This window comes from Eubacterium sp. 14-2 (assembly GCF_000403845.2).
In the GTDB taxonomy this organism is placed as follows: domain Bacteria; phylum Bacillota; class Clostridia; order Lachnospirales; family Lachnospiraceae; genus Petralouisia.
On the sequence record NZ_KE159569.1, the window covers coordinates 105313 to 125581 of the forward strand.

The 20269-nt window shown below is 47.4% G+C and carries 19 protein-coding genes; all 19 read right to left on the bottom strand.

Annotated elements, in window-relative coordinates:
• Positions 1–28 precede the first annotated feature (28 nt).
• The 19 genes from C805_RS24360 to ligA all read right to left on the bottom strand — a co-directional run bounded on the left by C805_RS24360 (position 29) and on the right by ligA (position 20215).
• The gene (locus C805_RS24360) at positions 29–2125 is read right to left on the bottom strand and encodes a hypothetical protein (protein WP_016216728.1); all 2097 of its coding nucleotides are present in this window, start codon (positions 2123–2125) and stop codon (positions 29–31) included.
• A 35-nt stretch (positions 2126–2160) separates the two neighbouring features.
• Positions 2161–2520 carry a hypothetical protein gene (locus C805_RS24365; RefSeq protein WP_016216729.1) on the bottom strand — a complete coding sequence of 120 codons (360 nt, stop codon included), beginning with the start codon at positions 2518–2520 and terminating at the stop codon, positions 2161–2163.
• 305 nt (positions 2521–2825) lie between these two features.
• Complete coding sequence (locus C805_RS24370; protein ID WP_016216730.1) at positions 2826–3458, bottom strand: hypothetical protein; 633 nt, start codon at positions 3456–3458, stop codon at positions 2826–2828.
• Complete coding sequence (locus C805_RS24375; RefSeq protein WP_016216731.1) at positions 3442–4515, bottom strand: hypothetical protein; 1074 nt, start codon at positions 4513–4515, stop codon at positions 3442–3444. Before C805_RS24375 ends, C805_RS24370 begins: the two co-directional genes overlap by 17 nt.
• A 158-nt stretch (positions 4516–4673) precedes the next feature.
• Complete coding sequence (locus C805_RS24380; protein WP_016216732.1) at positions 4674–4886, bottom strand: DUF5348 domain-containing protein; 213 nt, start codon at positions 4884–4886, stop codon at positions 4674–4676.
• A gap of 287 nt (positions 4887–5173) precedes the next feature.
• A complete protein-coding gene (locus C805_RS24385) occupies positions 5174–6220 on the bottom strand; it encodes a Fic family protein (RefSeq protein ID WP_016216733.1) in 1047 nt (348 codons plus the stop codon).
• Between the two features lie 469 nt (positions 6221–6689).
• Positions 6690–7868, bottom strand: coding sequence for a SpoIVB peptidase S55 domain-containing protein (locus C805_RS24390; protein ID WP_016216734.1), 1179 nt, complete (start codon positions 7866–7868; stop codon positions 6690–6692).
• A gap of 141 nt (positions 7869–8009) precedes the next feature.
• A complete protein-coding gene (gene recN, locus C805_RS24395) occupies positions 8010–9704 on the bottom strand; it encodes a DNA repair protein RecN (RefSeq protein ID WP_016216735.1) in 1695 nt (564 codons plus the stop codon).
• Positions 9705–9718: 14 nt separating this feature from the next.
• Positions 9719–10171 carry an arginine repressor gene (gene argR / locus C805_RS24400; RefSeq protein ID WP_016216736.1) on the bottom strand — a complete coding sequence of 151 codons (453 nt, stop codon included), beginning with the start codon at positions 10169–10171 and terminating at the stop codon, positions 9719–9721.
• Between the two features lie 12 nt (positions 10172–10183).
• Positions 10184–11041, bottom strand: coding sequence for an NAD(+)/NADH kinase (locus C805_RS24405; RefSeq protein WP_016216737.1), 858 nt, complete (start codon positions 11039–11041; stop codon positions 10184–10186).
• Positions 11038–11844, bottom strand: a complete 807-nt coding sequence (locus C805_RS24410; protein ID WP_016216738.1) for a TlyA family RNA methyltransferase — start codon at positions 11842–11844, stop codon at positions 11038–11040. The genes C805_RS24405 and C805_RS24410 overlap by 4 nt, the downstream gene beginning before the upstream one ends.
• 21 nt (positions 11845–11865) lie before the next feature.
• Positions 11866–13740 carry a 1-deoxy-D-xylulose-5-phosphate synthase gene (dxs, locus tag C805_RS24415; RefSeq protein WP_016216739.1) on the bottom strand — a complete coding sequence of 625 codons (1875 nt, stop codon included), beginning with the start codon at positions 13738–13740 and terminating at the stop codon, positions 11866–11868.
• A gap of 51 nt (positions 13741–13791) precedes the next feature.
• Positions 13792–14679 carry a polyprenyl synthetase family protein gene (locus C805_RS24420; RefSeq protein ID WP_016216740.1) on the bottom strand — a complete coding sequence of 296 codons (888 nt, stop codon included), beginning with the start codon at positions 14677–14679 and terminating at the stop codon, positions 13792–13794.
• Between the two features lie 81 nt (positions 14680–14760).
• On the bottom strand, positions 14761–15018 hold the full coding sequence (xseB, locus tag C805_RS24425) for an exodeoxyribonuclease VII small subunit (protein WP_016216741.1): 258 nt from the start codon (positions 15016–15018) through the stop codon (positions 14761–14763).
• Positions 15015–16223 carry an exodeoxyribonuclease VII large subunit gene (xseA, locus tag C805_RS24430; protein WP_016216742.1) on the bottom strand — a complete coding sequence of 403 codons (1209 nt, stop codon included), beginning with the start codon at positions 16221–16223 and terminating at the stop codon, positions 15015–15017. The genes xseB and xseA overlap by 4 nt, the downstream gene beginning before the upstream one ends.
• Positions 16220–16615, bottom strand: a complete 396-nt coding sequence (gene nusB, locus C805_RS24435; RefSeq protein WP_016216743.1) for a transcription antitermination factor NusB — start codon at positions 16613–16615, stop codon at positions 16220–16222. Before nusB ends, xseA begins: the two co-directional genes overlap by 4 nt.
• Before the next feature lie 158 nt (positions 16616–16773).
• The gene (locus tag C805_RS24440) at positions 16774–17154 is read right to left on the bottom strand and encodes an Asp23/Gls24 family envelope stress response protein (RefSeq protein WP_031201913.1); all 381 of its coding nucleotides are present in this window, start codon (positions 17152–17154) and stop codon (positions 16774–16776) included.
• 76 nt (positions 17155–17230) lie between these two features.
• Positions 17231–18166 (bottom strand): homoserine O-acetyltransferase MetA, encoded by a 936-nt coding sequence (gene metA, locus C805_RS24445; RefSeq protein ID WP_016216745.1) that lies wholly within the window; start codon positions 18164–18166, stop codon positions 17231–17233.
• 45 nt (positions 18167–18211) lie between these two features.
• The gene (gene ligA, locus C805_RS24450) at positions 18212–20215 is read right to left on the bottom strand and encodes an NAD-dependent DNA ligase LigA (protein WP_016216746.1); all 2004 of its coding nucleotides are present in this window, start codon (positions 20213–20215) and stop codon (positions 18212–18214) included.
• Between the last annotated feature and the right edge of the window lie 54 nt (positions 20216–20269).

The following is a 20269-nucleotide window of genomic DNA, read 5'->3' on the forward strand; positions in this document are numbered from 1 at the left end:
TTTCCCTGGTCCAGCTTTCCGTTTTTCATTATCTTTTACGTCTCGGCGGCTTACTCCCAAAATTCTTTCTCGGTTTCGGCTCCTCAAACCGTGCCGGCGTCTGCTTGTAACGCACGGTTTCCACCGACACAGAGCGGACATTCTCTCCGTCATAAACGGGTTTTCCATTTTCATATACAGGCTTGTGTTCCACAGATGCCTCTCCACGTACCGCATACCACTGCCCGCCGCGCGCATCTTCAAATACCTGATAATCACCGCGGGGTGCAGCATACTGCGCAGTGTCAAAGAACATCGTACCCGAACCATTCTCATGACGAACTTCAAAATGCCCATCAGCACGGCCGGAACCATCCACAGAAGATATTTGCTGCTCATATCCCGGCATAAATTCCTGGAACTGTGCCTGATTATACATGGCTGCCGCAGCACCGGATTCAAATTCCGGTGTCTGGGCATGCTGCTGCATTGCATACCAATCCACACCGTTTGCTGACTGCATAATCGTATGCGGCGCATCTGGCTCATCATAGTAAGCGCTGTTATACCACATAGAATTGCTGCCATCGGCTCCGCTCGCCTCGATAACGCCGTCTCCGACTGTCCGCAGCGTTGTCCCCTCTGCTGCATCCGGAAAGGCCTGTGCGACCTGGGCTGCCTCGGAGATATCCCCGGAAAATGCAGGTGCATCGTAAAATGCCCCAGCGCCTGCCCCGGATGCCATCTGATACCACTGGCTGCCGTCTGATGCCGTAATAACGGAATGCGGCCCGTCCGGCTTGTCAAACTGTGCTGCATGATACATCTCCACATTGGAACTCTGTCCGTTTGCAGATGTAGCAACGGTGCTGATCTGTCCGCCGGATATCTGCGTATCCTTTAACTGGTATCCGCCAAGCTGCGGCATATAGTTACCAAGGCTGCGGTCTGCAATATCTCCGGCTATGCTGCCTGATACATTTGGACTTCTGGACGCAACCGAAGAAATAGAATCTCCTGTAAGAGCCGCCCCGTTACGGGCTGCCATTCCTCCAAAAGCACGGCCCACAAAGCCAACGCTTCCACCGGCCCCCATACGGATTCCGCCATCCACAACTGCATCCCTCACATAACTGTTGCCCTTAAATTTGCTGGCAAACCCGGCCGCGAATCCACTTGCCGCCGCACCGGTTCCGGTTACAGTGCTTCCGCCTTTTCCGAAAACGCTTCCAGCGCTTCTGGCCCCGCCTCCGACACCGCTGATTACCCTTGCCGCCATTAAAAGCTCCATGCCCATACTGGAACCAGTCTGTGCTACATTCAGTCCCATCGCCGCCAGATAAGAATCAAATTTCTGTGCCGTTTTTAAGAACGCCAGGGCGCAAAACAGCCAAAGGAAGATGCTGCCCTGACCTGTCGAAAGCGCACCGCCATTTCCCATATACTGTCCTACGGAAGAGTTGAACCCCCGCAGGAACCATACATTCATTACAAGCAAAAGCAATTGGGAGCCAACCATCCTGCACCAGCTCTTGAATACTGGCGCTGTCGTTTTGGAAGCCCCCATGGAAAATGCCAGAGGGGAAGTATAGCAAAGAACGCCTACCACAATATACCGCTCTACTGTTTCAAGCAATAGCTTAAAATAATTCCATCCCAGAGAAATCTCCAGAATAACCAAAAGCAGCAGCCCTACCACAGACACAACCGCGACAATCGTAGTCAGCCCATTTGATAATGCTTCCTCAACGCCGGCAAACGTAAAGTCCTCCGCCGTCATACTGATATCCATAAGAGCCGTATAGGGAGCCCTTGCAATATCCAGCGTAATCATAAAAATCGGCCGGGCATATCCTATCAGCAATGCAAAGATAGAACTCCTTGCAAGCAGTGTCCACGGATTCTCCGCTTCCGTAATCGGGCCTCCAAACACACGGAAGAGCTGCCATACCGTAATCAGGAACAGTACCGCCCACGCTGTGTACTGTATAACCGTAAAGGCTTTGGCCACAAATGGAAAATATTCCTCCATTGCTGTCATATCAGTTCCAAGCGCCTGAAGGAACAAGCCGGAAACCGCATCCATCATTTGGGATACGATACTGCTAATCCAGTTCACAATCCCTTCAAATATCCAGTCAAGCATCTTTCACCACCTCCCATCTGGCTTGACCGGGAAATTTAACCTGCGTAATTTCCACCGGCAATCAACGGCTGCAGGTAAGCAACGATAAAGCCCAGTGAATTGAGGACAATCCATGTCACTACAATCCGCTTCAGCCAACTGGTTGCTTCATCCACTGCACGCTGGTTCCTGGAAACCATCCTGACAATCAGCGCAATCGCAGCGGCTGTGACCGCAACAATCGTACTGATTCCCACCAACTGACCATACACATCTTTCATAATCTTGGAAAAACGATCCCAAATCGTGTCGGCCATGACCGGCTGCAGGGAAATAAGCGTCACACACGCCATCCCTACCAGCAACCAGTAGGCAGTTTTCAGATGTTCCCTGCCCTTTTTCAGTTGTTTTACCATACGAAGGTACCTCCTTTGATTTTTTGGCGTCAGATAAATCTCGCAAAGCGGGATTTTACGCCTGCGGCAGATTGCGCAAGCAATATCCTTCCTCTCTGCCGCAGTGCGATAATTTTTTTCGTGCTATAGGAAATCCGCAGGATTTTTTATAGCATGAAAAATGCCGCTCCAAAAGCATCTTGCTCCTGAAACGGCATCTCCTACGCCCTCTCCCAATTTGGGACGATATCAGTATACCTCTTTTCCGTTTGCATGTCATCGGCTCTATAGCGCCACTTTTACGCCACTTTACTGCCATTTCATTTTCATTCCAATCCCTCCATAAGCGTCAGCATCTCCAGCCAGAAATCCACATCCTTTGCCGGAGCCGCCCATAACCGGATGGACAGAATGGTGATTGCCTGTTGGCGGAGTCGGTAATAGTGCCTGGAAGACATGTCCAGCCGATAGAGAAGCTCCGTATGATTCAGATGCTCCGGCGATATGTACGTCAAATAAACCAGCTGATACAGCTTCTCCCCATTCTCTGGCTTTTTCTTCAGCACCGTAAGCGCTTCATTTACCCGATCCAGGAGCAGCCTTGATTTCTGGATGCCATCCATCCGGTTCTCCAGCTTCCGGTTCCCCATAGCCATTTCCACATCCATATGCTCAATCAAGGCATCCACTCCCTCAAAAGGCTTTTCCAGTTCCTCCGCAATAGTTTCCGGGAAACATTCCATCATCCAGACGATGGTGCGGTACTGCTGCAGGAGCATAAGCGTATTGTGATAGCTGTTCCTGGTCTTCTCCTGCTTTGCGGAACGCACCTTCTCACTGTCAATCTTCTGATCCGCAAGGATCCCCCTCTTTGTCAAAAGGCTGATAAATGCATCTGATTGTGCCAAAATCTTTTCTTCCTGCTGTTCATACAGCTTTTTTTCATCCTGTCTGCTCATATGTGAATAACTCCTTTGCTATTTTTGTGATGTCCACAGGCACACACGGTCCGCGGATTTTACTCGTTTCTATCACTGCATCCGTATATATACTTTTACCCTTGCAGTCATATATACAATTCTTACAACTCCTACACGGAGAAAGATACGCGCGTATTATAGGGCCGGAAAGTGCAACGCCCCCTTCTGGCTCATTTTGATGCGTTTCTTCCGCCATAGCCCCTGTCAGTTTCCTGCTGTACCATGTGACGATACGGTTAAGCTGTTCATGGTCGGAACCTTTTTTCTGCGTATTTGCACCCAAAATGCGTATTTTATCCAGAATACTTATAATATCCTCCTGGGTAGGCATTGAAACCTCTGTACCGGTTGGGTACAGTCTATTAAAAATGAGGCAGCCATAGGATCCTGGCAGACGGTACAGAGCAAAGACATCCCCATGCTTCTGAAAAAACCTCCATACCTTCGTCTTTTCCCAGCCCCATCGCTGACCCAAGGCTTCCAAAGTCAAAACGGCGCCATATTTCCCATACTGGACAGCCGGCGCCAGGAATGAAAACACATTGTTTGTTTCCTCAAATACCGTGTGGCACCAAAGGTCAAGCCATGCGTCAGATTCCTCAAATTTAGTTTGCTTTGCGGCAAGCCGCTCTGTTATGCTGCGGGGAAGGCAGAGAAAGCCATACCCTTCGGTGGCATAAACAGCCCCATCCATGCAATCCTCTCCTGAGCATTTCACAACCCAGTCTGTGACCTGATAGGTGAGCTTTTTCGTTTTTGTATCCAATGTATATTCAAGATATCCCAACTCTGAGAGCGCCTGAAGCGTTTCCAGCGCCTTAGAGCGGCTTTTCATACCCAGTATGCTCTTTAGCCCTACAACGCCTCCAGACCACATGCCAGGGCTTACAGTGTTGCTATAACCACAATAGGAGGCCTGTCCTTTGCGGAATGCCGCACGGGATGCAAGCTTCGCCCAGTATCCCATAAGTCCTTTGCCTTCTGGCAGACGATTACGGGGCAGTTTTACCCATTGGTACTTCATTAAGCATTTCACATCGGACACCTCCTTCCTAAAAATGGACACGTTCGCCTATCGGCTCACTGATCGCGGTATTCGCCATATGGGAACGCAAGCGTCCCCGCATGGCTCATTACTCGCACAAAAAAGGGCGACCTCTTTTTCCCTAAAGAAGCCGCCCGGCAATTAAACTGCTAAAGTCTTACAACCAATCCTGAAATGTTATCTGTCTTGATACCCACCAGATACCAGTCTTCACCAAGCTCAATCCTGGTGGGTACCCATTTGCCATTAATCAGCACATCCATACCAGTTCCACAATGTAATCCCCCATAATAAGATTCCAGTCCAAATCGTATGTCCATCCGCTCGCTTGACGGATCGTAAAATAAAGATCCCTGTTTCATAAAATTTTCCTCCAATTCTTTTTCAATCTCTTTACTAAGTATTTCCAGTTATTTACTCTTAAATCACTACATGATATAATGAGTTTACTCATTCAACGAGTAGCAAATTGCGATTACAGATGCCTGCATCTGTAATATAATAAAAAACGACCAGACAGGTTAGCTACTCCTATCTGGCCGTTTATGACAAGTATGAAATTGTCTTAAATTCCTAATAATATTGTGTTGGGAAATCAAATAATTTCTGTCATTTATGATTTTTATGACGTAAGCAAACTATTTTCCACTTAAATTCTAACATATCCTGTAGCTGGCCCTGAGCCAACCTTTGCAATGTGACCATTTTTAACTAATTCTGTCAAAGTCCGTTCTATTGTTGTTTTACTTATATCCGGACAAGTATCCATGATTTCTTTCTTTGTAATTTTTCCAATCTTTTGATCAATTAAAGCTTTGATTCTATCTGGTTTAGAAAGACTTCTGTTTTTTAAATGTTCCACACGATTTTCAAACTCATTATATGCTTTTAATGTAACTCCCAGATAGTATCTTACAAAAGGCTCATAGGCATTCTCATTTTCATGCCAGTCTCCGGAACTTGCCTGTAATGCCTCATAATAAGTTTCCTTTGTCTTTTCAATCAGCATTTCCATACTGATATATTTTCCTACAATATATCCAGCTTTATAAAACAAAAGGAGTGTAAGCAAACGGCTCATACGTCCATTCCCGTCATTAAAAGGGTGGATACACAGAAAATCAAGGACAAACATTGGAATCAATATCAATTTATCAATATAATCCGCTTCCCATGCCTCCCAAAAACGATTGCAGAGTTCCTCCACTGCTTCTGCCGTCTGAAATGCTGGAACAGGAATAAACCGCACTTTTTCATGGCCTTCAGCATCTATCTCAGCGATCAGATTATCAGAATTTTTATAATTGCCACCGACAGCTCCACGCGAGAAAGAGTATAAATCCCGATGAAGCTGCAAAATCATATTTGACCTCGGAACAATATATTCATAGCTTTCATGAATCATGGCAAGCACTTCCCGGTAACCTGCAATTTCCTCCTCAGAACGGTTGCGTGGTTCTGCTTTCTGACTTACCAGCTCTTTTAACCGCTTATCTGTTGTATAGATACCTTCAATACGGTTAGATGCTCCTGTACTTTGAATCATAGCCACTTCCAACAATGTTTTTAATTCGTCCTGATTTGCCTCAAGGAATAACTCCTGTTTTCCTTTATGTTCATGAATACTGGCAATCATTTGGACAATTTCTGGTGTTAATAATTTTTCAGGCGTTTTTCTATAATCAAATATCCTCATATTATTTACCTCATTTCTAAAATATCTGCATCATTTTACCACAAAATGACGGAGATTCCAATACAATGACGGAGATATTTTCTTGTACTTATCCTTTACCACATCACGCAATGCTTCATAGAATTTTCCTCCAATTCTTTTTCAATCTCCTTACTAAGTATTTCCAGTTATTTACTCTTAAATCACAACATGTTATAATGAGTATGCCATTCAACGAGTAGCGAATTGCGATTACAGATGCCTGCATCTGTAATATAAGAAAATTGACCAGACAGGTTAGCTACTCCTATCTGGCCGTTTATGACAGGTATTCAATTATGAATATGTATTTACCGAAACTGCTCCTCCTTTCACTTACATTCACATATCCGCGCAGATACAGTGTCCCATTCTTGGTCAATGAATTAGGATAACCACCAGAAACGCCCTATTTATCAGCATTTCCCGTGTTGTCCTTATTATAACTCACTCACATCCCCTGCACAATCCCTCCGGTCAGATTCAAAAGTTCTCCGTCTGTCACCTGAAAAAGGATTCCCTTATTTTCACTGTTATAATCCACGTCGGTAATGACAATGGAATATTCCTTCCGCTCCCCGGAAACAGTGGAAATAATGACAGCTTCTCCTTTTTCAATATCCTGTTTCAGGCCAATGGGATAATAAGGGCTTTTGCCCACTGTATCAGGTACTCTTTCCAGATTACCGTAAATACCTGCATTTGTATTTTCCTCTACCGTTCCCAGCCGGTACTGATCCAGATATGTGATTACCCCTGCAATTTCTCCCGGATTTCCTTTTTCTCCCTTAGTGATACCTGCCACTTCCGCTTCATACAGAGTTCCTTCCCCCATATTCACTTTCGTTCCGGTATCCAGATCACTGACCGGATGCCCCAGTGCACCGTAATCTCCTTCTTCATTGTAAAACGTCAATGTTCCAACGCCTGCCAGATCATCCCGCACCCAGATACCCAGCTTATATTCGTTTTCTGCTGTCTGTACCGGTTGGAGCTTCAGCTGAATGTATTCTTCCCCGCGCAAAACTCCCAGTATCACAGATTTTCCCTGACACTGGTTGATTTTCCCAATCAGATCCTCTTTGCTTTCCACCACCTGATCGTCTACCGTTTTCACATAATCTCCGCTTTTTACCAGATTCTCCGCAGGCTCATAATTCATTCCATCGTTCCCGGTTACCGTTCCTGTTCCAATAATCAGAATCCCGTTGGTTTTTACATAAATTCCCACAGGGATGCCGCAGGGCACCACCTGCTCTTTTTCGATTACCTCTACTGCCACTTCTTTTATATGAAACAGGCCGAACAACCTGCAGCTCATGGAATAACTTCCCTGATTCCGGGACTTCAGAGAAAAACTTTCATTCAAATCCAGGCGGATTTTATCCTCCTCCACCGCTGGAGACTGATTTCCAAAAACCTCCAGACCTTCCTGGTCCATTTCCCCGGTAATGGGCAGGTGGAAATCAAAATTTTCCTCTTTTCCCTCTTCAATCCAGATTTTATCCGGAATAGCTTCCCTGATGGAATACCAGGAAAAAAAGATTCCCCAGCAGAGTCCTGCCGTCAGACTTCCCCGCACCATCCATTTCTGAAATTTTGCCAGTCTGTTCCTTCCGTTTTCTTTCATCCTTTCACATCCTCTCAAAAAAAGACTTCAATTTTATTCAAATTGAAATCCTTTTTTAGTATGTGAAATTCTGCTGTTTTAAATCTGGGATTTTTTAACTTTCCGGATAAAATTTTCTTACATGTGATTTTTCACTTTTACTCAGCTTCCCTCCTGAATCCGGGAATTTTTAACTTTCCGGGCAAGCTCCTTCATTTCTCCGGCACTTTCCATCACTTTATCGGTAATTTTCACGCCGCCGAGCATACGTCCCAGCTCCGTAACGCTCTCTTTTTCATCCAGCAGGGAAATATTGGAAACTGTCACATGATTTATCACATCTTTTCGTATCAGAAAATGATAATCTGCCATGGCCGCAATCTGAGGCAGATGTGTGATACAGATGACCTGATGATTTTTTCCGATTACATTCATTTTCTCCGCCACCATCTGGGCTGTCCTTCCGCTGATTCCTGTATCTATCTCATCAAAAATCAGCGTCTCAATTCTGTCGCTTTCCGCCAGAATGGTCTTAATGGCCAGCATGATACGGCTCAGCTCTCCGCCGGAAGCCACCCTGCCCAGAGGCTTTACAGGCTCTCCCGGATTGGTGGAAATCAGAAATTCCGCATCGTCTGTCCCATTTGAGGTATAGCTTTTGGTTTCCTGAAATTCCATGGTAAATTCCACATCCAGGAAATTCAGTTCCACCAGCGCCTCCTTTACCTGTTTTACAAGTTTTTTTGCAGACTTTTTGCGGATTTTTGACACTTCCGCCGAAATTTTCTTCAAAGCCCCTTCTGCTTTCTCCAGACGTTCCTCCAGTCCGGCCAGATATGCTTCATGATCTTTCAGCCGGCTGTACCTTTGCTTTTTTTCCTCTTTTGCCTGCAGAACCGCTTCTATGCTTCCACCGAATTTATCTTTCAGACGGTTGATTTCATCCAGACGGCTTTCCACCTGTGCAAAAGTTTCTCCGTCAAATTCCTCCTCGGAAATGTAGCCGGACAGCTCCCGGTTAAAATCATTCAGCAGACTGTCCACCTCTTCCAGCTGTCCCCGGAGTCCTTCCAGATGAGGATCAAAGTCCGCCACGGTCTGCAGCTCCCGCAGCGCCCGGCCAAGCTGTTCTGTGGCACTTCCGCTGCCGCCTGTCATCTCATAGGCAGCTCCTGCCGCTTCCATAATTTTTCGGTTATTGGCCATTTTGCGATAGGACAGTTCCAGTTCTTCATCCTCTCCCGGTACCAGAGCCGCATCCTCAATTTCCTGAATTTCATATTCCAGAAATGAAAGCTCACGCTCCCTCCCTTCTCCCTCGGAAAGAGCCTGCTGTCTTTCTTCCTGCAGTTTCTGATATTCCTGATAGCGCTGTTTCAGGAGCCGCTTTTTTGCAGCCAACTGTTCTTTTCCATATTCATCCAGGATTTCCAGATGCTTTTTCTTCTGAAGCAGAGACTGGTGCTCATGCTGTCCGTGAATATCTATCAGAAGAGCTGCCGCCTGTTTCATGCGGGAGGCAGAGACCGTTTCCGAGTTGATTTTCCCCACGCTTCGGGAAGCCGTGATTTTCCTTGACATAATAATTTCTTCATTTTCCGGAAAAATATCCATGTCTTCCAGTAATTTTCTCTGTTCTTCATTTTCCACCCGGAAAATCAGTTCCACCAGGGCATATTCTGCCTGCTCCCGCAGCATTTCCTTCGGCACCTTTTCTCCCAGGGCCAAGTTAATGGAACCGATAATAATGGACTTTCCGGCTCCTGTTTCCCCGGAAAGAATATTCAGTCCATTTCCAAATTCCACCTCTGCTTCCTCCATCAGGGCCAGATTTTTCACATGCAGACTTACCAACATATCCCTTTCTCCTTTTAACTCTCCGTAATTTTCCGCAGACGCTTCATCAAAGACTCCGTATCCTCTAAAGTGCGCACCGCACACATTATGGTATCATCTCCTGCAATGCTGCCCACAATTTCATGACAGTCCATGGCATCCAGAGCCGCCGCAACCGCCATTGCCATACCGGAAACCGTTTTTATCACCAGAATATTCTGGGCCATATCCATGGACACAAATCCTTCCCGGAATATTCTGGTATATTTCTCACTTAAATCCACATGCTGTTCCTGCAGGGAAATGTATTTCTGCTGTCCTGCTCCCCCTGCCACTCTGGTCAGCTTCAGTTCCCGGATGTCCCTGGACACAGTGGCCTGGGTCACATGAAATCCTTCCTGCTCCAGATGTTCGGAAAGTTCTTCCTGTGTCTTAATATTATATTTTGAAATGATTTCCAGAATTTTTGCCTGGCGTTTCGACTTCATGGCTCCCTCCTGTCAGGTATACCCCTGCAATTTTTTCCGAAGACGTTCCAGAAAACTGAGCTGACTCAGCTTCAGTATTCTGGTGCAGGCCTGAGCCTTTTTTATTACAATTTTCTCTCCGGCCCGGAGGGTCCCCACAGGTTCCCCGTCAAAACTGACTTCCAGGCTTTCCTTCTGTTCCTCGTTTCTGTTTGCTACCTGAATGGTAATTTCATCTTCCCCGTCTAACACAATACTTTTGGCATTCAGGGAATGGGGACTGATGGGCGTAATCAGCAGAAGACTGGCTTTGGGATCCACAATAGGGCCTCCCGCCGACATACTGTAGGCTGTGGAACCGGTGGGGGTGGCTATAATCATACCATCCGCACTGTAAGTATTCAGGTATTCCCCATTGACGGAAATAATCAGATCCACCACCTGGAGCCTGCCGGTGCGGTGAATGACAATATCGTTCAACGCCCGCCGCTCTCCGCTTTCTCCTGCTTCCGTCATACAGCGGCCGGTCAGCAGCATACGCTGTTCCACCGTGTAAGTCCCTTCCGTCAGAAGGTGCTCCACACCGGGAATTACCGTTTCTGCCTCCAGCTCACAGAGGTAACCCACATGGCCGGTATTGACCCCAATCAGAGGAATCTTCCGGTCTGCCATGGTTCTGGCCGCCCCCAGCAGCGTGCCGTCTCCTCCCACCACAAGAATACACTCCGTTTCTTCCGGAATCTGCTCCCTGTCAAACCTGTCTCCGTCCGGCCCCTGATTTGCCTGATATCCGCAGACCCCTCCATGCTCCGTAACAAAACTGCATATTTCCTTTGTCAGTTTCAGCTGTACGTCCTTTCCGGAGTTTGCAATCACATAAAAATATTTCATACCTTTTCGTCCAGTGTTTTGTGGGCCTGTGCCACCACAGCGGCCCCATCCACCGACGCCTCCTGATTTTTCAGACCTTTCTGCATATGTACCAGATATTCGATATTTCCTTCCGGCCCCTTGATGGGAGAAAAATCCAGATTTCGAATTCCGAATCCCAGCTCTTCTGCTGCTGCCAGAACTTTTTCAATCACTTCTTCCTGCACCTTCGGGTCCCGGACCACGCCCTTTTTCCCGACTTTTTCTCTTCCTGCTTCAAACTGCGGTTTAATCAGGCATACCAGTTCTCCCTGGTCTCTCAGCAGCTCCCTGACCGGAGGAAGGACTTTGGTAAGAGAAATAAACGAAACATCTACTGACGCAAAATCCAGTATATCTTCGATATCCTCCGGCGTCACATAGCGGATATTTGTTTTTTCCATACAGACCACCCGCGCATCCTGCCGCAGTTTCCAGGCAAACTGTCCATATCCCACGTCCACCGCATACACTTTTGCGGCCCCGTTCTGCAGCATACAGTCTGTAAATCCGCCGGTGGATGCTCCGATATCCATACAGATTTTATCTGTGAGGCTGATTTGAAACTGCTGCATGGCCTTTTCCAGCTTCAGCCCGCCCCGGCTTACATATTTCAGAGTGTTTCCCCGCACTTCAATTTCTGTTTTTACATCAAATGAAGTGCCTGCTTTGTCTTCTCTCTGGCCTGCCACAAATACGTTTCCTTCCATTATCATGGCCCTGGCCTTTTCTCTGGAGGGTGCAAGTCCGCGCTGTACCAGCAGTAAATCCAGTCTCTCTTTCATACTTATCTTCTCTCTTTCCCGTTACAGCCTTTCTGCCTGTGCAATGATTCTTCCGGTAACTGAATCAGCGTCAATGCCCAGTTCCTGCCGCAGAAGTTCCACATTTCCATGTTCCACATATACATCCTTTATGGCAATGTTCAGGATTTTCGGCAAATGCTCCGGCCCTCTTTCTGTTTGCAGATAATGGGCCGCATGTTCCCCAAAGCCTCCGCTCAGAACGTTTTCTTCCATGGTCACCAGCAGGCGGTGGGATGCTGCCAGCCTGTCCAAAAGCTCCGTGTCCAGAGGTTTTACAAAACGCACATTCACCAGCGTACACCCATACCCCTGGTTTTTCAGGTTTTCCCGTACCTGACAGGCTGTTTTTACCATACTTCCCACCGCCAGCAGTGCAATCTGGTTTTCTTCATAAATCACTTCGCTTTTTCCCCGGACAATTTCGGCCCGGTATTCTTTCATCTCTGCCCAGGCTTCGCCTCTGGGATAACGGATGGCAATGGGATGTCCGTAATTGACTGCAAATTTCACCATATCCGAAAGTTCCCATTTGTTTTTGGGTGCCATGATACTCATATTTGGAATGGATGAAAGCCAGGACAAATCAAAAATTCCCTGATGGGTTTCTCCGTCACTGCCCACAAGCCCTGCCCGGTCTATGGCAAAAGTCACCGGCAAATCCTGAATGCACACATCATGGAGTATCTGGTCATAGGCTCTCTGCAGAAAAGAAGAATACACTGCCACCACGGGTTTCATCCCGGCTGCTGCCAGCCCTGCCCCGAAAGTCACCGCATGTTCTTCTGCAATTCCCACATCAAAAAAACGCTCCGGAAACAGGTTGTGAAACCGTTTCAGTCCCGTTCCGTCTTCCATGGCCGCTGTAATGGCAGTCACTTTCTCATCGCGTTCTCCCAGTTTACGCATAACCGTGGAAAAAATGTCCGTATAGTTGGCTCTGGTTCTTTTTTTCAGGGGCAGCCCAGTCTCAATATGGAAGGGCTCCGTCCCATGAAATCTTGCCGGATGGCGTTCTGCCGGAACGTATCCTTTCCCTTTCTGGGTAAGCACATGAACCACCACAGCTCCGTCTACCCTGGAAGCGTCCCGAAATACCCGCAGCATTCCGCCAATGTCATGTCCGTCCACCGGTCCCAGATAAGTGATTCCCATATTTTCAAACAGCATTCCCGGTATCAGAAGCTGCTTGATTCCGCTTTTGGTCCTGCGAATCTGTTCCACCATGCGCTCTCCGTACACAGGTATTTTGTTCAGGGAATTGGTTACTCCGTTTTTCAGTCCCTGATAGGCGTCCGCAGTGCGCAGATTGCTGAGATGTCTGGAAAGGCCTCCCACATTTTCTGATATGGACATTTTGTTATCGTTCAGCACAATGATGAAATTTGTCTTTAGCCGCGAAGCATTATTTAAGGCTTCATAGGCCATTCCTCCGGTCAGAGCTCCGTCTCCGATAACGGAAATGACACGATAACTGTCTCCGGTCAGCTCTTTTGCCGCTGCGTAGCCCAGTCCTGCTGAAATGGAAGTGGAACTGTGTCCGGTATCAAAGCTGTCGCATCTGCTCTCTTTCCGTTTGGGAAATCCGCTCATGCCGCCAAACTGCCGCAGGCTGTCAAACCCCTCTTTTCGACCTGTCAGCAGCTTATGAGTATAGGATTGATGCCCCACATCCCAGATTATTTTGTCCTCTGGCAACCGGAAAAAAAGATGAAGGGCCATCGTAAGCTCCACCACCCCAAGATTGGATGCCAGATGGCCGCCGTGCTCCGCAACCTGTTGAATCAGAAATTCTCTGATTTCCTCTGCCAGTACCGGCAGTTCTGATTCCTCCAGTTTCTTTATATCGTTGGGTTCCTCTATTTTCTCCAATACCATAGATAATCCCCTTCCTTCTCCTGTATTGTTGCTCACTGCCTGTATCCCAGGTCATTTTTCCCGTTGTATCAGTTCCAGCATCAGACTGGTCAGAAATTCATTTTTCACCACCAGTGTACTGATTAATTCCACACTGTGTCTGGAAAGCCTTTCTACCTCCTCTTTCGCTTTCTCAATCCCCCAAAGCGTCACATAAGTCGTCTTATGATTCTTTTCGTCGCTGCCTGTGGGCTTGCCCAGAATCTCCGTGGTACTGGTCACGTCCAGAATATCGTCCTGTATCTGAAAAGCAAGGCCCAGTTCTGCGGCTGCCTGCTCCACCTGCCGCTGCTCGCTTCCGGTGGCTCCGGCCAGTATGGCCCCGATCTGCATGGAGCTTTCCAGCAGAGCTCCGGTTTTCAGCCGGTATATAAACTGCAGCATTTCTTCTGTCACAGGCCTGCCCTCCGCTTCCACATCCACGCACTGGCCGCCCAGCATTCCGTGAATACCGGATTTTTTGGCCAGAACCTGAAAAGCCTTGCCGATACGGGCATTTCCCGGCTCTGTGTCAAAGGCTTTCCCGGCAGTTTCAAAGGCATAGTTCAAAAGCCCGTCGCCGGCCAGAATTCCCATGGCTTCCCCAAACTGCGCATGGGTGGTCTTTTTCCCGCGCCGGTATTCGTCGTTATCCATGGCAGGCAGATCATCATGTACCAGAGAGTAGGTATGTATCATCTCTATTGCCGCCATAAAAGGCTCAACCACTTTGGACCTGCCGCCGAACATCCGGTATGTTTCCTGCATCAGCATGGGACGCAGTCGTTTTCCGCCTGCCAGCACGCTGTAATTCATGGCTGATATCACCGTTTTCTGCAGACCTTCCTCTTTGGGAAGATACGCTCTGATTACAGTTTCAATCTGTTCCGTCCGGACTGCAATTTCTGCTTTTATATCCATATCTGTCCTGTCCTTTCTGAAAATCCTTCCGCCACAGCCTTCCCGTCCTGAAACAGGTTTCATGGCCGTCTGTGCTTTCTTTCACAGTTCCTGTGTACTGCCTGTCTCCTGCCCAGGCCCGTCCAGAGGCCTCAGCTCTCCCTGTTCATCCAGGACAAGCATTTTCTTTTCCACATAATCTATTTTTTCATTGCAGTACCGCAGTTTATGGATACCCTGCTCATAGAGAGCAAAAGATTCCTCCAGCGTCACTTCCCGGTCCTGCATTTTTTCTATGATCTGTTCCAGTTCCTGAAAAGTTTCTTCCAGGGATGTTTCTTTTTTCTCTGTCCTGCTCATATGCCCTCCCGTTCAATTTCCATTACTTTTGCTGTTGCCTTTCCGTTCAGCATGTGAATATGCAGCATATCCCCTGGATTCAGCCTGCCTGCATCAGAAATTCCCCGGCCTGTTTCATCCGCCACAAAAGAATAACCCTGGCTTAATTTTTTCACCGGAGACAGTGCTTCCAGACGTTCCGCCGAAAGCTCCAGTTCATGTTTTTTCTGCATCAGAACATGCTCCATTCTCATGCGGAGCCTGTCCTCCAGGTCTGCCGCTGTCTGCCGCTTTTCATTCAGACGTCTCTGGGGACTCAGCAGACGGATTCTGTTTTCATACTGTCTCAGACGCTCCTTCGTCCGTTCCAGCCTGTCTGTAATTCCCCGGTTCAGCTCCAGCCGCAGAGACAGCATCATCCCTTCTAGCTCGCGGATATCGTAAACAGCCAGCTCCGCCGCTGCCGAGGGCGTGGGTGCGCGCAAATCCGCCGCATAATCTGCAATGGTGGTATCTGTCTCATGTCCCACTGCCGAAATAACAGGAACGGTACATTCAAATATGGCCCTTGCCACAATCTCTTCATTGAAAGCCCACAAATCTTCCATGGAGCCGCCGCCTCTGCCTGCAATAATCACATCCACTCCCAGCTGTTCCAGTGCATGGATGCCCTTTACAATACTGGCAGCTGCTCCCTCTCCCTGCACCTGTGCCGGATAGAGAATGGTCTGTACACAGGGATTCCTCCGGCTGCTGATATTCTGAATATCCCGAATGGCCGCTCCGGTGGGCGCTGTCACAATTCCCAAAGTCCGGATATACTTTGGAATGGGCTGCTTATACTCCGGAGCAAACATGCCCATTTCCTCCAGTTCCTGTTTGAGCTGTTCAAAACGCCGGTACAGCAGTCCCTCTCCATCCGGCAGGATTTCCCGTGCGTAAAGCTGATATTTTCCGTCCCGCTCGTAAACAGAAACAGACCCCAGCGCAATCACATTGTCCCCGTTTTTCATGGTAAACCCAAGGCCTTTCCGGTTTCCGGCAAACAGTACCCCGTTGATGGCTCCCGTATGGTCTTTCAGGGTAAAATAAATATGCCCTGACGTGTGATATTTGCAGTTGGAAACTTCCCCTTTCACATAAATCCGGTTCAGCATAAAATCCTGGTCGAACATATTTTTGATGTAGGCGTTCACCTGTCCTACGGTATACACATGTTTCGTCATACTAATTTTGCAAGAATTCCATTGACAAAGGAAGCTGAATCATCGGTGCCGTAGCTTTTGGCCAGCTCCACAGCTTCGTTGATCGCCACTCCCACAGGAACATCCTCCTCATATTTCATCTCATACACCGCAAGGCGGATTAAGGTCAGATCCACTTTTCCCATGCGGCTGGTTTTCCAGCCCTGGGCCACTTCATTGATCATCTCATCAATCCGGGATAAATGAGCCAGAATCTGTTCAAATTTATCCTGAATGTAAAGAGTATCTTTTTCTTCTTTTCTGTCCGGTTCTTCCAAAAACAACTGTAACTGCTCCGGCAGTTCTTCCGCTTCATAAAATTCTGCCCGGAACAACAGCTTAAATATCTGCTCTCTTATCTCTCTTCGGCTCATATGCTTCCTTTCACAAAACCTGCCGCCGCTGCCAGATGGCAGACTGACGGTTTCTTCAGGGCTGTACCCACGAAAAGGGTGTCTAATGACACCCTTATGATATTATATGTCTTCCTTCACTTTTCATGCAGGAACCCCGGAGGGTTCCCGCTGCCCTTTTACTGTTTCTGTTTTTCCATATTGACACTGGCAATGCGCACATTTACATGACTCACTTCCAGTCCCGTCATATTCTCAACCGCAGATTTCACCCGCTCCTGAACCTTGGTGGAAACTTCCGGAATAGCATATCCAAACCGGATATTCAGTGCAACATCCACTTTCACCACATTTTCTTTTACTTCCACCTTAATACCTCTGGAGAGGTTCTTCATGCCCAGTTTGCTTACCAGCTCATTGGTAATATTTCCGGCCATGGAACTTACGCCTTCCACCTCAGTGGCTGCCAGTCCTGCAATAATTGCAACTACTTCGTCTGCAATACGCACCTCGCCCAGATTATCGTCTTTTATCATATATGCCTTTCTGTCTTCAGCCATCATTCACGCCTCCTAAACTTATTCATTTTTTTATTATAGCAGAGTTTCCCTGTTTTGCAAAGATATTCTGCCTCTTTTATTCTTTCTTAATACTTTCGGGCACTGAAGTATACTCATAAGGTGTTGCCTGGTAGACATAATAATTCAGCCAGTTGGTATACAGGGTGTTGGCATGGGCCCGCCACTGGAGACTGGGTCGTATGGTACAGTCGTCTCCCCTGTAGTAATTCCTGGGAACCTGAATATCCAGTCCTTTGTCTCTGTCCCGTATGTACTCTGTATGGAGGGTGATTCTGTCGTACTCCGGATGTCCCATTACAAATACTTTCTTTCCTGTGGTATCCATAATCAGGAAGACGCCTGCTTCTTCCGATTCTGCCAGAATGGTAAGGTCAGGCTCTTTTTCAATGTCTTCCCGGCGCACCTGGGTATGTCTGGAATGGGGCGCCAGAAAATAATCATCAAATCCTCTGACCAGAGGAATTTTCCGGTTCCGCACCTTATGCTCAAAAAGGCCGAACATTTTCTGTTTCAGCATTTCTTTCTGAATGCCGTAGTGATAATAAAGGCCGGCCTGGGCTCCCCAGCACAGGTGCATGGTAGATGTTACGTTGGTTTCCGTCCAGGCACAGATTCTCTTAAATTCTTCCCAGTAGTCCACGTCTTCATACTCAATCTGCTCCACCGGCGCACCGGTAATGATAAATCCGTCAAATTTCCGTTCCCGGATTTCTTCAAAGGTATGATAAAATTTATTCAGATGGCTGCTGGAAGTATTGCGGGATTCATGGCTTCCCGTCATTACAAAGGTTACGTCCACCTGCAGAGGCGTATTGGAAAGTTCCCTCAGAATCTGCAGTTCTGTCTCTTCTTTTAAGGGCATTAAATTCAGGATTCCCACTTCAATGGGACGGATATCCTGATGAATGGCCCGGTTTTCATCCATGGTAAAAACATTTTCCCGCTCCAGTGTTTCTTTTGCCGGCAGGTCGCTTTGCACTTTGATTGGCATAATTTTTCCTTCTTTCTGTATTGTCCCTTTTTTGTATTCCCTGAATTATTCTGACAACATGGCAAGAAATTCTTCTTCTGATATGACTTTTATCCCCAGCTCCTGAGCTTTTGTCAGCTTGCTTCCTGCCTTTTCTCCGGCCAGCACCATGCTGGTCTTTCCGGAAACAGAGCCTGATACTTTTCCGCCCTGCTGTTCAATCAGGGCTGCGGCTTCTTTCCGCTCAAGGCCGGGCAGGGTGCCTGTAACCACAAAGGTCATGCCCTGGAACCGGCTGCCTGTTGTCTGCTGGCCTGATTCCATATTTACCCCATACTGTTCCATCCGTTCTGTAATCCGGCGGTTTGTTTCATCCCTGAAAAAATCCAGAATACAGTTTGCACTCACTTCTCCGATATCATTCACCTGCTGCAGGGATTCTTTATCTGCTTTGCCAAGTTCCTGAATGCTCTTAAATTCCTTTAAAATAGATTTTGCCGCGGCTTTTCCCACATTTGGAATACCGAATCCGGTCAGAAGCTGATACGCCTCATTTTTTTTGGATTTTTCAATGGCGTCCAGCAGCTTGTCCGTATTTTTTTCTTTTCCGATAATTCCCTGTTCAATCAGTTCTTCCCTGTGTTCTTTTAAGGTATAAATATCTGCCACATCTTTCAGGTATCCAAGACGCACCAGTTCTTCCACATATACCGTTCCGAATCCCTTAATGTCCATGGCGTCTCTGCCCACAAAATTGATAATACGCCGCTCAAGCTGGGCCGGACAGTTAGGAGACGTACATTTTATGTCTGCCGTATCTTTTTCCCGCTGAGTTTTTGCTCCGCATACGGGACAGACTTCCGGCAGACGATAAGGCTCCGTATTCTGAGGCCGTTTTTCTTTCAGCACCTTCCGGACTTTCGGAATAATTTCTCCGGATTTATATACCAGAATCCGGTCTCCAATCCGGATATCCAGTTCATCAATAAAGTCCTGATTGTGAAGGGTGGCACGGGATACCGTAGTTCCGCACAGCCGCACCGGTTCAAAAATCCCGGTGGGAGTGATTCTTCCGGTGCGTCCCACAGACAGCTCCACATTAAGAAGCGTCGTTTCTTTTTCCTCCGGAGGATACTTGTAGGCAACGGCCCAGCGGGGCACTTTGGAGGTGGCTCCCAGCTTCTCCCTGCCTGCCAGAGAATTTAATTTCACCACAGCTCCGTCAATATCATATCCCAGATTTCCCCGGTTTTCTCCAATTGCACAGATGGCTTCCCAGACTTCTTCCTTCGTCCGGCAGACACGATAGTCGTCTATTACCGGAATTTTGTTCTGTTTCAGATATTCGTATCCCTGGGTGTGGGTGGTAAGCTCCATGCCCCGGATTTGCTGAATATTAAACACAAACATGGACAGGCCCCGTTCTCTGGTAACCTTGCTGTCTAACTGGCGCAATGTACCTGCCGCACAGTTTCTGGGATTGGCAAAGGGCTTCTTTCCGTTCAGTTCCTGCATTTCATTGACTTTCTCAAAAGCCGCATTTTTCATATATACTTCGCCCCGGATTTCCAGATATTCCACGGGAACCTTTAATTTTTTCTTCACATCGGAAATGACTCCGGCATTGACTGTCACATCTTCTCCGAAATTGATGCCGTCTCCTCTGGTTACCGCCAGCTTTAATATCCCTTCTTCATAGCGCAGCGCCATGGAAAGACCGTCAATTTTATACTCCACCACAAATTCCGGATTTTCCAGCTGCTCCTGCATTTCTCCCACAAATTCTTCCACTTCTTCTCTGGAAAATACATCCTGCAGACTCAACATAGGTACATTGTGTTTCACCAGTACCCCTGCTTCCCGTTTTGCAGTCCCTCCTACTTTCTGGGTGGGAGAATCTTTGGTAACCAGATCCGGAAATTCCTGTTCCAGCCCTCTCAGTTCCCGCATCATATTGTCATATTCCTGGTCAGTGATTTCCGGACTGTCCATATTATAATAACGGTTGCTGTGATATTCCAGACATTTTCGGAGTTCCTGTACTTTTATTTCTGCCTGTGTTCTCTCCATCTTTCCCTGTCCTTTCCCTGTTTTTCCTGAGATACTGTCCCTATAAATTCCATA

Excerpts from the sequence above, each read along its gene's own strand:
- C805_RS24360 (WP_016216728.1), bottom strand. The coding sequence starts at position 2,125 with ATGCTTGACTGGATATTTGAAGGGATTGTGAACTGGATTAGCAGTATC.
- C805_RS24365 (WP_016216729.1), bottom strand. The coding sequence starts at position 2,520 with ATGGTAAAACAACTGAAAAAGGGCAGGGAACATCTGAAAACTGCCTAC.
- C805_RS24370 (WP_016216730.1), bottom strand. The coding sequence starts at position 3,458 with ATGAGCAGACAGGATGAAAAAAAGCTGTATGAACAGCAGGAAGAAAAG.
- C805_RS24380 (WP_016216732.1), bottom strand. The coding sequence starts at position 4,886 with ATGAAACAGGGATCTTTATTTTACGATCCGTCAAGCGAGCGGATGGAC.
- C805_RS24385 (WP_016216733.1), bottom strand. The coding sequence starts at position 6,220 with ATGAGGATATTTGATTATAGAAAAACGCCTGAAAAATTATTAACACCA.
- C805_RS24390 (WP_016216734.1), bottom strand. The coding sequence starts at position 7,868 with ATGAAAGAAAACGGAAGGAACAGACTGGCAAAATTTCAGAAATGGATG.
- recN (WP_016216735.1), bottom strand. The coding sequence starts at position 9,704 with ATGTTGGTAAGTCTGCATGTGAAAAATCTGGCCCTGATGGAGGAAGCA.
- argR (WP_016216736.1), bottom strand. The coding sequence starts at position 10,171 with ATGAAGTCGAAACGCCAGGCAAAAATTCTGGAAATCATTTCAAAATAT.
- C805_RS24405 (WP_016216737.1), bottom strand. The coding sequence starts at position 11,041 with ATGAAATATTTTTATGTGATTGCAAACTCCGGAAAGGACGTACAGCTG.
- C805_RS24410 (WP_016216738.1), bottom strand. The coding sequence starts at position 11,844 with ATGAAAGAGAGACTGGATTTACTGCTGGTACAGCGCGGACTTGCACCC.
- dxs (WP_016216739.1), bottom strand. The coding sequence starts at position 13,740 with ATGGTATTGGAGAAAATAGAGGAACCCAACGATATAAAGAAACTGGAG.
- C805_RS24420 (WP_016216740.1), bottom strand. The coding sequence starts at position 14,679 with ATGGATATAAAAGCAGAAATTGCAGTCCGGACGGAACAGATTGAAACT.
- xseB (WP_016216741.1), bottom strand. The coding sequence starts at position 15,018 with ATGAGCAGGACAGAGAAAAAAGAAACATCCCTGGAAGAAACTTTTCAG.
- xseA (WP_016216742.1), bottom strand. The coding sequence starts at position 16,223 with ATGACGAAACATGTGTATACCGTAGGACAGGTGAACGCCTACATCAAA.
- nusB (WP_016216743.1), bottom strand. The coding sequence starts at position 16,615 with ATGAGCCGAAGAGAGATAAGAGAGCAGATATTTAAGCTGTTGTTCCGG.
- C805_RS24440 (WP_031201913.1), bottom strand. The coding sequence starts at position 17,154 with ATGGCTGAAGACAGAAAGGCATATATGATAAAAGACGATAATCTGGGC.
- metA (WP_016216745.1), bottom strand. The coding sequence starts at position 18,166 with ATGCCAATCAAAGTGCAAAGCGACCTGCCGGCAAAAGAAACACTGGAG.
- ligA (WP_016216746.1), bottom strand. The coding sequence starts at position 20,215 with ATGGAGAGAACACAGGCAGAAATAAAAGTACAGGAACTCCGAAAATGT.